A 14,844-nucleotide genomic window follows, 5' to 3' on the forward strand; every position below is an offset into this window, starting at 1 on the left:
CCATGCGCGGTCTGATACGGGTAATCATTTTCATCGCTGTAATCTGGAGCGTCTATTGGTTCGTCGCCGGCTTCGGCCTGCGCAACGCGATCACCACATGGTTTGACAAACAGCAGGAACAGGGCTGGCAGGCTGATTTTTCAGACGTTGAAACTGCCGGGTATCCACTGAACCACATGACGCGCCTGAATAACCCGGCGCTGGCCGATCCGGTCAATGGCACCGCCTGGAGCGCGGACTGGATCGAGTTCCAAAGCCCGGCAATCTGGCCTGGTCGACAAGTGCTGCGTTTTGCCGGCACGCCGCAGCGCCTGTCTTATTTCGATCAAACCGCGACCATTCAGGCCGCCGACCTGCAAGCTGAGTTGCAACTGCAACCCGGCGTGGCGCTTATGTTGGAAAAGATGGCGTTGACCGCCGGGCCGTGGTCGATCACCGATGATTCCGAGGCTTTGGCTGGGGGCAACACATTGGCCCTTGTGATGGAACAGACCGCCACCCCCGAGGCATATGTGATCAGCGCGCAAGCAGACGGCTTCACCCCCGGCGATGACCTGCGCGAACTGATGCGTTCGGCCACTACCCTGCCGCAAGCGTTTGAAACGCTGGAGCTGGACCTGACGGCCACTTTCGACAAGGCATGGGATCGATCCGCGCTGGAACAAAGCAGACCGCAACCGGTTAAGCTGGACTTGCGCCTGGCTGAAATGCAATGGGGCGCGCTGCGCCTGTTCGCAACCGGAGAGCTGGACGTAGACCCGCAGGGCATTCCCATCGGAGAAATCTCTATCCGGGCCGAAAATTGGCGTGATATGATCGCCATGGCCAATGCAGCGGGCGCCCTGCCCGATCAGGCGGTGGACCCTGTGACAACAACGTTGAACTTTCTAGCCGGGCTTGGCGGCAACCCCAATGCGTTGGACGTGCAGCTGAATTTCCGCGATGGGTTTGTCGCCATGGGCCCAATCCCTTTGGGCCCGGCACCGCGTCTGATCTTGCGTTAACGGCAGTACGGCCCGCGACGATGGCGTGCCGTATCCAGGTGGAAATGATCGCGATGATACCGGTCCGCATTCGGCCCCAGAACCGTGCCAAACGGGCCGCACGCCCCGCGCCAGACTTTGGTCAGCTGACGTTTTGACGGGTTCTTTCGCCAGCCGTTCAGAACGGTCACGACCTCTCCGTCTGCCATCTTAAAACCCGAAATGTCGATTGCCCGGCCTTTGCCGTGTTCTGAAATTCTGGCCCCTTTTTGATTGTTTCGGGTCCGACAGGCGTAATGGGCAGCAATCTGAAGCTCGGCCACCGGACCGCGCCGTTTGAAGGTGGGTTTGACCGTTTTGTCGACCCATTTGTTCAACGCTATCGCCGTCCCACAATCCATCGTCGACGGGCGGCTGAGTACCACACCTGAAACCGAGGTGATTTGCACAGCATCCTTGATGCCGCAGGCCTTGATACGACCGGGCACATTTCCGACAGGCTTGCCCTGAATAGCGATATCCCCACAGACCGAAGTTTTGCGCAGTTTGCGTTTCTTGAACAACGCCTCCCGTTCCAATTCCTTGGGCCGCAGATACGGCATCAACGAGGTATCCGGCCCCAGTAACGGCAATTCCGAGGGGCGCGCTGCCACGGCTAAGACCTGCGGCGACTCAGGGCGCAAAACAGGCCGTGTCTTCGCATTGGGCAACGGGCTGGCAAAAGCCAGAACAGCGGTCGTTGCGGGCCGCTCCATAGGAACGAGCGACTGTTCAGGAGGCGCCGCGTTGGACACTGTGGCGCAGACCGCCAAATATCCAATCGCAAGGAACCTCCAGCCGCGTTTCATGGGTTCGCCTTTCCCCGTCCGAAATCAGGCGCATCCGTATCCTGCCCCGCATCGATAATCCCACGCCGGATCGCGCGGGTACGAGTGAAATAGTCAAACAGATGTTCGCCATCGCCGGTGCGAATAGCACGTTGCAGCGCAAAAAGCTCCTCGGTAAAGCGCCCGAGGATTTCCAGGGTCGCGTCCTTGTTGGTCAGGAACACATCGCGCCACATGGTCGGGTCCGACGCCGCGATGCGGGTGAAGTCCCGAAAACCAGCGGCCGAATACTTGATGACCTCGCTATCGGTGACGCGGCGCAGATCGTCTGCCACGCCAACCATCGTGTAAGCAATCAGGTGCGGCGCATGTGAGGTCACGGCCAGAACCAGATCGTGGTGGTCCGCGTCCATCTCATCCACATTCGCGCCCATTCCTTCCCAAAGCGCACGCAAACGGGCGATTGCGTCCGGGTCCGAACCTTCAACCGGCACCAGCAGACTCCAGCGATTATCGAACAGTTCGGCAAACCCGGATTCGGGGCCGGAATGCTCGGTCCCTGCCAGCGGGTGCGCCGGTATGAAATGCACTCCTTCGGGAATATGGGGCGAGACCGCCTCTATCACGTGCCGCTTGACCGAGCCCACATCGGTCACTGTCGCGCCCGGTTTCAGGAGCGGTGCGATTTCTTGCGCGACCGTCCCCATTGCGCCGACGGGTACGCAAAGCACTACCAAATCCGCACCCTCAACCGCCTCTTGCACCGTGTCACAGACGCGGTCGCACAGGCCTATCCGACGGGCAGTATCGCGTGTGGCCTCGGACCGGGCATAGCCGGTGACCTCACCCGCAAGGCCCGCGCGTTTGATGGCCCAGAACATGGACGACGCAATCAGGCCCAGCCCGATCAGTGCGACGCGGTCGTATACCTGGCTCATGCGGCGCCCCCTTTGAATGCGGTGATGGCCGCAACGACACGGCGGCAGGCCTCTTCATCGCCCACGGTAATCCGCAAGGCGTTGGGCAGGTTGTAACCCGCCACACGGCGCACGATCAAACCCTGCGTCTTGAGGTAATCGTCACAGGCCTCGGCCTCTGCCTGATCGGTGAAACGGGCCAATATGAAATTGGTGCAAGACGGGTCTGTAGGCACGCCAATCTTGGCAAGTTCTTCCGAAAGCCAAACGCGGAGCCGGGCGTTTTCGCCGTGACAGAAGGTCAGGTAGTCGTCGTCTTTCACCGCCGCTTCGGCCGCAGCCAACGCGGTCAGAGACAGGTTGAACGGCTGGCGCACACGATTCAGCACGTCGATGATCGATTGCGCGGCAAAGCCCCAACCGACCCGCATCCCGCCCAGCCCGTAGATCTTGGAAAACGTACGTGTCATGATGACGTTTTCGAACCGATCCACTAAAGACGCACCACCATCGAACCCATCGACGAATTCTGCATAGGCTCCGTCAATGACCATCAGACAGCTTTGCGGCAAAGCTTCGGCCAACCGCACAAGGTCCGCCTCGCCGATCATAGTCGAGGTCGGATTGCCCGGATTGGTGACAAACACGATGCGCGTTTGCTCGGTAACCGCGGCAAGGATGTTGTCCACGTCCACGTGACGATCCCGTTCCGGCACCATGACCGGCGTTGCCCCGGCCATGCGGGCGATAATCGGGTACATGGAAAACCCGTGCTCGGTGTAAATGACCTCATCCCCCGGCCCGGCATAGGCTTGCGCCACGAATTGCAGCACCTCGTCACTGCCCACACCGCAGATGATCCGCGCGGGGTCCAGCGCATGACGTTCCCCGATCGCGGCACGCAGGCTAGCGTGGTCGGTGCTGGGATAACGATGCAAGGTCACGGCACTGTCGCGCACTGCCTCAATCGCCTTGGGGCTGGGCCCGAATGGGTTTTCGTTAGAGCTGAGCTTGATCACATGCTCGACCCCGGCCACATGCGACTGGCCGCCCTGATACAGCGCGATGTCCATAATGCCGGGTTGAGGGGTGATCTTGGTCATAAGAGGCTCCGTTAATTGGAGCCTCTCATACCCGTCTCAACGCGTTGAGAAAAGCGGCAATTCCGTCACGCCGCTTTGAAGCGGGCCGTTGCCGGGTCAGCGTTGTAGAATGGTACGAACTCCTCGGTCCGGTGGGACAGGTCATTAACACTGTCGATGATGAACTGAACGGTCTCTTCGCTCATCAAATACGAGAAGTTCAGCCGCACCCAGCCGGGTTTCTTCATCTCTTCCCCCGCGGACAGAGCCGCGTGCAATTCATCCGAGGTTGCGCGGTCGATCCCCAGAAGACGGTGCGCATATGGCCCCGCACAGGCACAGCCGCCGCGCGCCTGAATGCCATAAATATCGCTAAGCATCCGGGTGAACAGTTGCTGATGAACAGGCTGGCCAGAGTTATCCCGCACAAGGAAGGAATAGATCGGCAGGCGATGCGGGTTATCGACGCCCAGCAAGGTCAGGTTCGGGTTATCACCCCACCCGTCCAGCGCCATACGGTTAAACTGCGCCTCTTTTTCGGCGATCTCATCAGTGCCGACAACATCCTTGACGATAAAGGCCAGCGCCGCGCGGATGTCTCCGACCACGTTGGGTGTTCCGGCCTCTTCGCGCGTGGCCAGGTCCTCGCTGTAGTCGTGCCGCCAGGGCGAAACAAAACTGACCGTGCCACCACCGGGCCAACTGGGGCATGTGCGGCGCACGGCGGTCTGATTGACGATCAGAACACCCGACGCCCCCGGCCCGCCCGGAAACTTATGCGGAGACACAACGATAGCATCCTTGCGCGCATCCTCTGGCCCCATGTCCATCGGCAGATAAGGACCACCGCCTGCGTAATCCCAGACCGAAACGGCGCCATGCGCCTTGAGCAGTCGGGTGATCGGATCCGGGTCGGTAATGATTCCGGTTACATTCGACGCAGCCGAAAACGACCCGATGATCAGATCCGATGCAGCATTGTCGATCAGAACCTGCTCCAGCGCCGCCAGATCAACCCCACCTCCAATAGCTTCAGGAATCTCGATCACCTGTGCCTTGCTTTCACGCCACGGCAAAATGTTCGAATGATGCTCGTACGGCCCAATCAAAACGACCGGCCGGTCAGCCGCATCCACACCCAACAAGCTGACCAGCCGGTTCAGACCCGCAGTAGCGCCGGACCCGGTGAATATCACCGCGTCTTCTCCCCTCGCGCCAACGATGCGGGCAATCTCTGCACGCGCCTCGCGGCGCAACCGAGTCATGTATGAACCGCAATAGGAGGCCTCGGTGTGGCTGTTGGCATAAAAAGGCAGCACCTGTTCGGTGACAAAATCCTCAACCTGCCGCAGCGCACGGCCCGAAGCGACGTAATCCGCATAGACCAGCGGCACGTCCCCATGCAGACCCGGGATCAGAACGTTCTCTCCGATCAGCCCGTCGCGCAGGCTTGAATTGCGAGTGGTGGACAGGATGTCTGCGCGAAATTTGGACAGGGTCATGGCATAGTCTCCGTATTGCCCTACCAATGTGATTGCTTTTGCCTGAGTAAACTTCACCGTTCTTTTGATAGATTTTCAATAATTTGTGTCATATGATCAGGAATGGTGGAAAAAATAGATCAAATTGATAAACGCATCCTGCGTGAGCTGCAAACAGACGCGACCTTGTCCCAACGCGAACTGGCCGATCGGGTCGGGCTGTCGCAGAACGCCTGTTGGCGGCGGTTGAAGGCACTGAATGAGGATGGTGTGATCACCGGCTCAACCGCACGGATCGCACGGGAGAAGTTGGGGCTGAGCCTTGTGGTTTTTGTTATGCTGCGCACCCGGCATCACTCGGCCGAGTGGTTGCAGGCATTTCGCAGCCATGTGCTGACCATCCCCGAAGTGGTGGATTTCCACCGGATTGGTGGCGACTATGACTATCAATTGAAGGTCGTGACCGAGGACATGGCGTCATATGACAAGGTCTATCAACGCCTGATCGAAAAAGTCGAACTGGACAGCGTGACCTCGTATTTCGCGATGGAAGCAATCGCCGAAGGTCGCCCCTTGCCGATCTGATCCGCTTTTTCATCTGGCCAAAAATACCTCGGGTGCGTCGTGCATCGACTAGGGCAGAGCCCCTACAAACAAAAAAAGACCGCGCTGAAAGCGCGGCCCTTTAAATTTTGCGTCTCGGCGAAGATTAGTTCTTCGCGTAGAATTCGACGACCAGGTTCGGCTCCATCATGACCGGGTACGGCACATCGCCCAGACCCGGTGCGCGCACGAAAGTCGCGGTCATTTTCGAGTGGTCCGCGTCGATGTAGTCAGGCACATCACGCTCGGCCAAAGCAACGGCTTCCAGAACAACAGCCAGCTGCTTGGACTTGTCACGTACTTCGATTACGTCGCCTTCTTTGACGCGGTAGCTGGGGATGTTGACCCGCTTGCCGTTCACTTTGACGTGTCCGTGGTTCACGAACTGACGTGCAGCAAACACGGTCGGCACGAACTTGGCGCGGTAAACAACAGCGTCCAGACGGCGCTCCAGCAGACCGATCAGGTTTTCACCAGTATCACCGTTCACACGGACGGCTTCTGCGTAGATGCGGCGGAACTGTTTCTCGGTCAGGTCGCCATAGTAACCTTTCAGCTTCTGCTTGGCGCGCAGCTGCAGACCGAAGTCCGACAGTTTACCCTTGCGGCGCTGACCGTGCTGGCCGGGGCCGTATTCGCGGCGGTTGACCGGGGATTTCGGACGACCCCAGATGTTTTCGCCCATCCGGCGGTCGATTTTGTGCTTGGCAGACGTGCGTTTGGTCACGGCTGATCTCCTTCTTAAGGTCGAGGTCCAGACGGACCACTATGAAGGGCGTTGTCCTCTTGAGGTTTCCCCCATGACAGGCATCCCCTTGCGGGGGCCACCAACACCAATGAAGCCGCGCTTATATCCGTGAAACCGGCAGAGTCAACACACCATGCCATGCAACATTGGAATTTCCATTGAAATCGAGGTTTACCTGCGGGTCAGTCAGCTCTGCGTCCGACAGAAACCGCCCTCTGCTGATCTTGATCATCCAGGACCGGAGTGGATCGGGATGGGAACGCTATGACAGTCTCATCCATCCCGGTTGCTTCGTTCCCTTGGCCCGCAGACTCGGCGACTTCACTAATCCAGAAATCCTGATCCCGCTCTGGGCAATCCCCTTCGAAGACCAGCATCGGGGCTGATTCGCCAGCAACTGGGAACAACGCCGCTGTGAAAGTTTGCGCACCGTTGGTCAACACAAGCAGGCCACTCGCTTCCTCTGAAAGGTTTTGAACATGCACGCAATGGCTCAGCGTCGCTAAGTCGGAACCAATGTCTTCGGCTCCTTCCAGCATCGGCACAGAGGAATTCTTCAAAAATCGTGCCTGTCCGCGCCACGACCAGGCAGCTCCGACGCTCAAAAAGGACAAGGGCGCTGCCTCAAGCCCGTCGATTTCCGTTTGCCTCCAAAAAATGGCTATACGACCGCTTTGTCCGGTTCTCATATTACCGCCTGTACCCTTAAACCCATCACTGCGTACTGGGCTACCCTTATCAACGTAAATTAAGGCGGAAAAGAGACGTTAATGTAATGTTAACGAAATTGTGGCCTTTGAGATTCAACTATTAACTTCTGGCGGGGTATTTTTCCGCCAGAATCGATCAACTTTTGTTGCTCTAGGATTTCTATCTCAACCACACTTGGAATGCCCGCAACTGCGGCAGGTCATGCAACCTTCGATCATCACCATATCGAACTGACCACAAGACGGGCAGGCTTTGCCGCGTGGCGCATCCATGTTGACCACCTGCGCCTGAGGGTCGGATTTCAGCCCCATGCCTTCCCCTTCAAGAAAGCCGATATTGATCAGGTGCTGCTCGATCACGCCACCAATCGCGGCCAGGATCGACGGGATGTATTTGCCCTGAACCCAGGCTCCGCCGCGCGGGTCAAACACAGCCTTCAACTCTTCGACCACAAAGGACACATCCCCACCCCGCCGGAACACGGCCGAGATCATCCGGGTTAGCGCCAGCGTCCAAGCGTAGTGTTCCATGTTCTTCGAGTTGATGAACACCTCAAACGGGCGACGCCGGCCGCCGATGACAATGTCATTGATGGTCAGATAGATCGCGTGCTCGCTATCGGGCCACTTCAGTTTATAGGTCGACCCCTCCAACGCCTGCGGACGATCCAAAGGCTCGGACATGTACACGACTTCGCCTCCATCGACCTCATGCGGCGCAGCGGCGCTTTCGCCCGGCGCAGTGTCGGCACTTTCCGAAACGGTCAGCACCGACCCGGTCACGTCATTCGGTCGATAGGTGGTGCAGCCTTTGCACCCCTGATCCCACGCCTGCATGTATACATCCTTGAACGCGTCAAAGCTGATGTCCTCGGGGCAGTTGATCGTCTTGGAAATCGAACTGTCGATCCATTTCTGCGCCGCAGCCTGCATCTTGACGTGATCGGACGGTGGTAGCGTCTGCGCATTGACGAAATAGTCGGGCAATTCCGCGTCCCCGAACTTGTCACGCCACATCTGCACGGCATAATCCACCACCTCTTCCTCGGTGCGCGAGCCGTCTTTCTGCAGAACTTTGCGCGTATAGGCATAAGCAAAGACCGGCTCGATTCCCGATGACACGTTCCCAGCGTAAAGGGAAATCGTCCCCGTGGGCGCAATCGAGGTCAGCAATGCATTGCGGATGCCATGTTCACGGATCGCATCGCGCACATCCTCGTCCATTTGCTGCATCGTGCCGCTGGCCAGGAATTTCTCGGCATCGAACAGGGGGAACGCCCCTTTTTCCTTCGCCAAATCCACCGACGCCAGATACGCGGCGCGGGCGATCGCGTGCAGCCAGCGCTCGGTCTGACGCGCCGCCTCGTCCGAGCCATAGCGCAGGCCCTTCATCAACAATGCATCGGCCAGACCTGTCACACCCAGCCCGATGCGGCGTTTGGCTTGCGCTTCGGCCGCCTGCTCCGGCAGCGGGAATTTCGACGCGTCGACCACATTGTCCATCATGCGTACGGCGGTGGCGACCAGATCCTGCAATGCGGCCTCATCCAGGTGTGCCGCATCCTCGAAAGGTTCAGCTACCAATCGCGCAAGGTTGATCGAGCCCAGCAGACACGCGCCATATGGCGGCAGGGGCTGTTCACCACATGGGTTGGTGGCGGCGATGGTTTCCACATAGCTCAGGTTGTTGGCCTGGTTGATGCGGTCGATGAAGATCACGCCCGGCTCGGCATAGTCATAGGTGGCCTGCATGATCTTGTTCCACAGATCGCGCGCCTGAACGGTGTGATAGACCTTGTCGCCAAAGACCAGATCCCACGGGCCGTCGGCTTTGACGGCTTCCATGAAGGGGTCGGTCACCAGCACCGACATATTAAACATGCGCAGGCGGGCCGGGTCGGATTTGGCTGTGATGAACTGTTCGATATCCGGGTGATCGCAGCGCATGGTTGCCATCATCGCCCCACGACGCGAGCCCGCCGACATGATAGTGCGGCACATCGCGTCCCACACATCCATGAACGACAATGGCCCCGAGGCATCGGCGGCAACCCCATGCACATCAGCCCCACGCGGGCGGATGGTCGAGAAATCATAGCCGATCCCCCCGCCCTGTTGCATGGTCAACGCAGCCTCTTTCAGCATGTCAAAGATACCGCCCATGCTGTCGGGAACGGTTCCCATGACAAAACAGTTGAACAGGGTCACCTGCCGTGCAGTACCTGCGCCCGCAGTGATACGACCTGCGGGCAGGTATTTGAAATCTTCCAGCGCTTCAAAGAACTTATCTTCCCAATGCCCCTGATCTTTTTCCACTCGTGCCAAATCGCGGGCAATGCGCCGCCAGCTGTCTTCGACAGTCTGGTCGATCGGTGTGCCATCCGCCTGTTTGAAGCGGTATTTCATGTCCCAGATCTGCTCGGCGATGGGGGCGGCAAAGCGGCTCATTGGTGATTCCCTGTACTGAAAGAGGTATCCAGACTATCCTAAATCACACGTCCACCACAACACCTTGATGACGCCGGTCATCAGGCTACAATATAAAGGTGGGCCTTGGGACGACTCTGTGGGAAAGCTGTGGATAAGTACGTAAACCTGATAAAACTCTCGGTCGGATCGGAAAGTGTAGACACGCTGATCGCGTGGCAGGACAGCCGTAAACCGCTGTACGAGGATGGTTGCCCGCGCCATGTCACCCGCATGTGGCCCAAGCGCGAGGCCGAGATTTTGAACGGCGGGTCAATTTATTGGGTGATCAAGGGTGTAATCCAATGCCGTCAGCGCATCCTGCGGCTGGATGAGGTGCGCGGTGAGGACGGCATCCGCCGTTGCGCCGTCGTGCTTGATCCAGAGGTGCACCGTACGCAAACCGCTCTGAAGCGCCCGTTTCAGGGCTGGCGCTATTTGAAACCCGAAGACACCCCTGCCGATCTGCCAAAAGGGCGCGAGCAGGACGACGCCCTGCCCGATGATTTGAACCGCGCACTGGCCGAAATCGGAGTGCTTTGATCAGGTCAGGTGATCCAGTAACTTGGATAGAACCGCTTTGTCATCGGCTGAATAGTTGGGCACCCTGCTGCGCCACAGCGTCGCCTGCGACCGTAAGATCACTCCGTCCGACAGAATCTTCAGGTGATTTGCCCGCAGGGTTTCACCGGTCGAAGTGATATCCGCAATCGCCTCGGCCGTTTCGTTCATCACCGTGCCCTCGGTCGCACCCTGACTGTCGACCAGGGTGTAATCGGCGACGCCCGCATCGGTCAGAAACTCGCGCACCAGCCGGTGGTACTTGGTGGCAATCCTCAGCCGATGGCCATGGGTTTTACGAAAGGCCGCTGCAGCAGCGTCCAAATCGTCCAGCGTGTCGACATCCACCCAGCAGGCCGGTGTCGCAATGATCAGGTCAGCCTTACCGAAGCCCAGCTGTGACACCTCTTCCACCTGCTGTTCCCAGCGCGGCAGCTTTTCCTGCACCAGATCAATACCGGTCACGCCCAGATGAATGCGCCCAGCCGCCAGTTCGCGCGGAATTTCCCCTGCAGACAGCAGAATCAGCGATACGCCCTCAATCCCTTCGACCTTACCGGCATATTCCCGGTCCGAACCACTGCGCGACAGGGTAATGCCGCGCTTTTCAAACCACGAGAAGGTTTTCTCCATCAACCGGCCCTTCGAGGGCACGCCCAGTTTCAGGCTCATTGCGCGCCCTCCTCGATTTCCAGGATCAGGTCAGGACGCAGCACGCCGCCCACGGCAGGGATTTCAGCACCATTGCCCAATTGCCGGGTCAGCGCATCATACCGCCCGCCTGTGGCAACCGGAGGCAGGTCCGGGCGTCCCTCGGCATAAAAGCCAAAGACGAACCCGTCATAATATTCCATGGATGTACGGCCATAGGCAGCTTCGAAGTCCAGCCTCTCGACATCGACGCCACGCGCCTGCAATGCGGCCACGCGTGTCTCAAGACGGTCCAGTGCCGGGGTAATCTGCGGCAGGTCTACCGCCACATCGCGCAGTTGCTCTAACGCAAAAGGCATGGTTTCGCGCACGTTGAGCAAAGTTTCCAACCCGCCTAGTTCGCTGTCGGAAATCGGCGGGATGTCGCGGTCTTCGCGCAAGGCTTCGATCCGCGCCTCAATCTCGCTTGCGCGGCGTTTGCCGATCATCGGCACATCAATGGCCAGCGGGTCCTGGGAATCCAGCAAGGCATTACGGCCTTCTGGCACCGGCTTGCGCCCTGCAAACCGATCCAGCAGATTGCGGAAACGACGCGGATGCCACAGGTGCCGCATCAGGGCGGCCTTGCGGCGATCCGTGGTGCGCAGGCCCTGAACCGCAGCCATCAGGATACCAATATCGCCGGTCGCCGCACGCAACGGCAGCCCGCGCAGCTGAAGGGCGAACAGCGAAAAAACCTCGGCATCTGCGCCCGAGGGATCATCGCGGTCAAAGACCTCGTACCCCACCTGAATGTATTCGTTTGACCGATCCGGGTCGTGCTCCTGACGGCGGAACACCTCACCGGAATAAGTATAGCGCGCGGGTTCAGCCCCATCGCTCATGTGCATCTGCACGACTGGCAGCGTGAAATCTGGGCGCAGCATCTGCTCGCCGCGCAGCGCATCCGAGGTCACATAGGCGCGGGCACGGATATCTTCGCCATAGAGGTCCAGCAGCGTTTCGGCTGGTTGCAACAGGGGCGGGTCGACGACCTGTGCGCCAGCGGCCTCGAACCGGACCCGCATCATCGCGGCGCGGGCTTGTATCTGGGAACGGTTAGCCATGGATCAGTCCTGACTGTCCAGAATTTCGCGCACCTTGGCGACCAGATCGCCACGCGGCACTTCAAACTGGCTTGGGCGTTCTTTCCATTCCTCCAGCGTGGCGCTTTCGGCGATCTTCGCACCCAGGATCAGGTCTTTGATCTGTACGATGCCATTGGCCTTTTCATCGCCGCCTTCAATCACCGCGATCGGAGAGTTCCTCTTATCCGCATATTTCAGCTGATTGCCAAAGTTCTTGGGATTGCCCAGATAGACCTCGGCCCGGATGCCAGCATTGCGCAGCTCGGCCACCATGGTCTGATAGTCGGCCATCCGATCCCGGTCCATGACAGTCACAACGACGGGGCCTGTCGCCTGCGCAGCGATCCGACCCTTTTCGCGCAACGCGGCCAGCAAACGGTCGACACCGATGGAAATACCGGTCGCAGGCACTTCCTGCCCGGTAAATCGCTTAACCAGATCGTCATAGCGACCACCGCCAGAGACCGACCCGAACTGCCGCTTGCGGCCTTTCTCGTCGAAAATCTCAAAGGTCAGTTCGGCCTCATACACCGGCCCGGTATAGTAACCGAGGCCACGCACGACTGAAGGGTCAATCTCGATCCGATCCGCACCATAGCCGCCCGCATCCAGCAACGCGCCGATCTGTTCCAGTTCGGCAATACCATCGGCACCGATCTTGCTGTCACCGACAGCAGCACGAAGGTTGGCCAATGTCCCAGCGGTGTCTGCGGCTTTCGAAGTCAGGAAAGCAATCACTGGTTCGGCCTGATCGTCGCTGAGGCCCACGCCGTCGATAAACGCCCCCGAGGCATCCAGACGGCCTTTGGTCAGCAACTCGCGCACGCCCTGCTCACCCACCTTGTCGAACTTGTCGATGGTGCGCAGGACATTGTCGCGGGCAGCAGCGTCTTCGCCCAGTCCCATCGCCTCAAGCACGCCGTTCAGAACTTTGCGGTTGTTGACCCGTACCAAGTAGTCGCCGCGCGGGATGCCCACGGTTTCAAGCGTGTCCGACAACATGGCGCAAATCTCGGCATCGGCCGCCATCGAGGCCGTACCCACAGTATCCGCGTCACACTGGTAAAACTGACGATAGCGTCCCGGACCCGGCTTTTCGTTGCGCCAGACCGGGCCCATTGCATAGCGGCGATAAGGTGTCGGTAGATCATTGCGGTGCTGCGCATAGACTCGGGCCAGTGGCGCGGTCAGGTCATAGCGCAGGGCCATCCAGTCGCCCTTGTCATTCTCGTCCACTTCCTGCCACGCGAACACACCCTCGTTCGGGCGATCCACGTCGGGAAGAAACTTGCCCAGCGCCTCAACGGTCTCAACCGCGCTGCTCTCTAAGGCATCAAAACCATATCGATGATAGACGTCCGCAATAGCCCGCAGCATCTCGGTGCGCTGCGTGACTTCCTGGCCGAAATAGTCGCGGAACCCTTTTGGCGTTACTGCCTTGGGGCGGGGCTGTTTCTTGGGCTTGGCCATGTGGGGCGTCCTTGGGCGTTTAGTGTTCCGCGCGCGGTCTATCTCATGGCCCGCATCGGGGCAAGGCGCGCTTTCGCTGGCCTTGGGCCTCACGTGTCGCTATGACCGGCAAAGAAGGAGTCCCCTATGCAGCATCTGGAAGAGCAGATCGCCCATCTGACCCGCACGGTCGAAGAACTAAACACGGTTGTCACCCGCCAGCAATCCGAGATCGACCGCCTGACCCGCCGGGTCGAGATGCTGATGCGTCGCGAAAGCGAACGGGCGCAGGAAGGATCAGGTGGTGTTGTGTTCGGAGACGAACGTCCGCCGCATTATTGAGCGCTTTTTGTGTACCACCTTTATCAAGAGGCTGAAGTTCTATTTCTTCAGTCTCATTGGTGAAACGGGTTGCATTCACAGCAACCAAATAACCGGAGAAATTTAATGGTCAAAAAACTCGCTCTGGTTACCGGTGCCGCGCGCGGTATTGGGCTGGCTACCTCAAGACTGTTTCTCCAGGACGGGTGGCACGTGGCGATGGTCGATCGTGATGCGGAAGCATTGACCGAGGCGGCGAGCAATCTTGATGGCACGATGCCGATTGTTGCCGATGTTTCAGATCCAGATCAGGTGGACGATACAATACAGGCCGTTATGTCGAATTTTGGACGAATTGACGCCGTGGTGAACAACGCGGGTATCGCCGATTTTGGACCAATCGAGCAACACGACTTTGCGGTGTGGCGCCGCGTCATGGAAACCAATCTTGACGGTGTGTTTCTGGTTTCACAGGCTTCAACTCCAGCCCTTCGCGAAAGCCGGGGCTCTATTGTCAATATCGCCTCGATCTCGGGACTGCGGGCCAGCACCCTACGTGTTGCGTACGGCACTTCAAAAGCTGGCGTCATCCACCTGACCAAACAGCAAGCCGCAGAATTGGGAGAATACGGGATTCGAGCCAATTGCGTCTGTCCCGGCCCGGTTCGTACCAAGCTGGCGATGGCCGTTCACACACCCGAAATCATCAACGCGTATCATGACGCCATTCCGCTGAACCGTTATGGTTCGGAAGAAGAGATCGCTCAGGTGATCTTATTTCTTTGCTCGGACAAGGCCAGCTATGTAACTGGCCAAGTGATTGCGTCCGATGGCGGGTTCGAGAGCACTGGCGTCGGGCTGCCCGCACTTCGGTCACCCGACTGAATTCTCAATCCAGAAATCTGGTCAGAGATACGG

At 58.8% G+C, this 14,844-nt stretch carries 15 protein-coding genes; 5 read left to right on the forward strand and 10 right to left on the reverse strand.

All coding sequences use genetic code 11. The annotated features are described in order from the left end of the window. Positions 1-2 precede the first annotated feature (2 nt). Complete coding sequence (locus ACR0AL_RS07610; RefSeq protein WP_170347810.1) at positions 3-1,004, forward strand: DUF2125 domain-containing protein; 1,002 nt, start codon at positions 3-5, stop codon at positions 1,002-1,004. On the opposite strand, the gene ACR0AL_RS07615 is transcribed toward ACR0AL_RS07610, so the two are convergent. The 4 genes from ACR0AL_RS07615 to ACR0AL_RS07630 all read right to left on the reverse strand — a co-directional run bounded on the left by ACR0AL_RS07615 (position 1,001) and on the right by ACR0AL_RS07630 (position 5,311). Beyond that, entirely contained in the window at positions 1,001-1,831 is an 831-nt protein-coding gene (locus ACR0AL_RS07615; protein WP_480662495.1) for an extensin-like domain-containing protein, read from the reverse strand. The genes ACR0AL_RS07610 and ACR0AL_RS07615 overlap by 4 nt on opposite strands. After that, positions 1,828-2,748 (reverse strand): prephenate/arogenate dehydrogenase family protein, encoded by a 921-nt coding sequence (locus ACR0AL_RS07620; protein WP_170374211.1) that lies wholly within the window; start codon positions 2,746-2,748, stop codon positions 1,828-1,830. The genes ACR0AL_RS07615 and ACR0AL_RS07620 overlap by 4 nt, the downstream gene beginning before the upstream one ends. Beyond that, positions 2,745-3,830, reverse strand: a complete 1,086-nt coding sequence (gene hisC, locus ACR0AL_RS07625) for a histidinol-phosphate transaminase (protein ID WP_226688783.1) — start codon at positions 3,828-3,830, stop codon at positions 2,745-2,747. The genes ACR0AL_RS07620 and hisC overlap by 4 nt, the downstream gene beginning before the upstream one ends. A gap of 65 nt (positions 3,831-3,895) precedes the next feature. Further along, positions 3,896-5,311 (reverse strand): aminotransferase class V-fold PLP-dependent enzyme, encoded by a 1,416-nt coding sequence (locus ACR0AL_RS07630; protein ID WP_480662497.1) that lies wholly within the window; start codon positions 5,309-5,311, stop codon positions 3,896-3,898. Positions 5,312-5,413: 102 nt separating this feature from the next. Here ACR0AL_RS07630 and ACR0AL_RS07635 point away from each other — a divergent pair, with 102 nt between their 5' ends. Beyond that, entirely contained in the window at positions 5,414-5,875 is a 462-nt protein-coding gene (locus ACR0AL_RS07635; protein ID WP_170360571.1) for an Lrp/AsnC family transcriptional regulator, read from the forward strand. 124 nt (positions 5,876-5,999) lie between these two features. Here the strand turns inward: ACR0AL_RS07635 and rpsD are convergent, their stop codons facing one another. The 3 genes from rpsD to ACR0AL_RS07650 form a co-directional block, all read right to left on the reverse strand. Next, positions 6,000-6,620 (reverse strand): 30S ribosomal protein S4, encoded by a 621-nt coding sequence (gene rpsD / locus ACR0AL_RS07640; RefSeq protein WP_170347804.1) that lies wholly within the window; start codon positions 6,618-6,620, stop codon positions 6,000-6,002. 203 nt (positions 6,621-6,823) lie between these two features. Beyond that, entirely contained in the window at positions 6,824-7,201 is a 378-nt protein-coding gene (locus tag ACR0AL_RS07645; RefSeq protein ID WP_425081122.1) for a hypothetical protein, read from the reverse strand. Between the two features lie 315 nt (positions 7,202-7,516). Further along, the gene (locus ACR0AL_RS07650) at positions 7,517-9,799 is read right to left on the reverse strand and encodes an adenosylcobalamin-dependent ribonucleoside-diphosphate reductase (protein WP_170347802.1); all 2,283 of its coding nucleotides are present in this window, start codon (positions 9,797-9,799) and stop codon (positions 7,517-7,519) included. A 129-nt stretch (positions 9,800-9,928) separates the two neighbouring features. On the opposite strand from ACR0AL_RS07650, the gene ACR0AL_RS07655 reads away from it, so the two are divergent. After that, the gene (locus tag ACR0AL_RS07655) at positions 9,929-10,360 is read left to right on the forward strand and encodes a DUF1489 family protein (RefSeq protein ID WP_480645976.1); all 432 of its coding nucleotides are present in this window, start codon (positions 9,929-9,931) and stop codon (positions 10,358-10,360) included. Here the strand turns inward: ACR0AL_RS07655 and hisG are convergent, their stop codons facing one another. From hisG to hisS, 3 genes are read right to left on the reverse strand one after another with little or no spacing between them, the layout of a single operon-like run. Continuing rightward, the gene (gene hisG / locus ACR0AL_RS07660; RefSeq protein WP_170347800.1) at positions 10,361-11,050 is read right to left on the reverse strand and encodes an ATP phosphoribosyltransferase; all 690 of its coding nucleotides are present in this window, start codon (positions 11,048-11,050) and stop codon (positions 10,361-10,363) included. It abuts the gene before it with no gap. Continuing rightward, entirely contained in the window at positions 11,047-12,135 is a 1,089-nt protein-coding gene (locus ACR0AL_RS07665) for an ATP phosphoribosyltransferase regulatory subunit (protein WP_170374196.1), read from the reverse strand. The genes hisG and ACR0AL_RS07665 overlap by 4 nt, the downstream gene beginning before the upstream one ends. A gap of 3 nt (positions 12,136-12,138) precedes the next feature. Then, a complete protein-coding gene (hisS, locus tag ACR0AL_RS07670; RefSeq protein WP_170347798.1) occupies positions 12,139-13,626 on the reverse strand; it encodes a histidine--tRNA ligase in 1,488 nt (495 codons plus the stop codon). A gap of 126 nt (positions 13,627-13,752) precedes the next feature. Here hisS and ACR0AL_RS07675 point away from each other — a divergent pair, with 126 nt between their 5' ends. Both ACR0AL_RS07675 and ACR0AL_RS07680 read left to right on the forward strand, forming a co-directional pair. Next, a complete protein-coding gene (locus ACR0AL_RS07675) occupies positions 13,753-13,947 on the forward strand; it encodes a SlyX family protein (RefSeq protein ID WP_170360583.1) in 195 nt (64 codons plus the stop codon). Positions 13,948-14,052: 105 nt separating this feature from the next. Beyond that, positions 14,053-14,811, forward strand: coding sequence for an SDR family NAD(P)-dependent oxidoreductase (locus tag ACR0AL_RS07680; protein WP_170374192.1), 759 nt, complete (start codon positions 14,053-14,055; stop codon positions 14,809-14,811). Positions 14,812-14,844 lie beyond the last annotated feature (33 nt).

It is taken from the genome of Ruegeria sp. BB1 (assembly GCF_056539465.1).

Coding starts and splice junctions, on each gene's coding strand:
- ACR0AL_RS07610 (WP_170347810.1), top strand. CDS start 3: ATGCGCGGTCTGATACGGGTAATCATTTTCATCGCTGTAATCTGGAGC.
- ACR0AL_RS07615 (WP_480662495.1), bottom strand. CDS start 1,831: ATGAAACGCGGCTGGAGGTTCCTTGCGATTGGATATTTGGCGGTCTGC.
- ACR0AL_RS07620 (WP_170374211.1), bottom strand. CDS start 2,748: ATGAGCCAGGTATACGACCGCGTCGCACTGATCGGGCTGGGCCTGATT.
- hisC (WP_226688783.1), bottom strand. CDS start 3,830: ATGACCAAGATCACCCCTCAACCCGGCATTATGGACATCGCGCTGTAT.
- ACR0AL_RS07630 (WP_480662497.1), bottom strand. CDS start 5,311: ATGACCCTGTCCAAATTTCGCGCAGACATCCTGTCCACCACTCGCAAT.
- ACR0AL_RS07635 (WP_170360571.1), top strand. CDS start 5,414: ATGGTGGAAAAAATAGATCAAATTGATAAACGCATCCTGCGTGAGCTG.
- ACR0AL_RS07650 (WP_170347802.1), bottom strand. CDS start 9,799: ATGAGCCGCTTTGCCGCCCCCATCGCCGAGCAGATCTGGGACATGAAA.
- hisG (WP_170347800.1), bottom strand. CDS start 11,050: ATGAGCCTGAAACTGGGCGTGCCCTCGAAGGGCCGGTTGATGGAGAAA.
- ACR0AL_RS07665 (WP_170374196.1), bottom strand. CDS start 12,135: ATGGCTAACCGTTCCCAGATACAAGCCCGCGCCGCGATGATGCGGGTC.
- hisS (WP_170347798.1), bottom strand. CDS start 13,626: ATGGCCAAGCCCAAGAAACAGCCCCGCCCCAAGGCAGTAACGCCAAAA.
- ACR0AL_RS07675 (WP_170360583.1), top strand. CDS start 13,753: ATGCAGCATCTGGAAGAGCAGATCGCCCATCTGACCCGCACGGTCGAA.
- ACR0AL_RS07680 (WP_170374192.1), top strand. CDS start 14,053: ATGGTCAAAAAACTCGCTCTGGTTACCGGTGCCGCGCGCGGTATTGGG.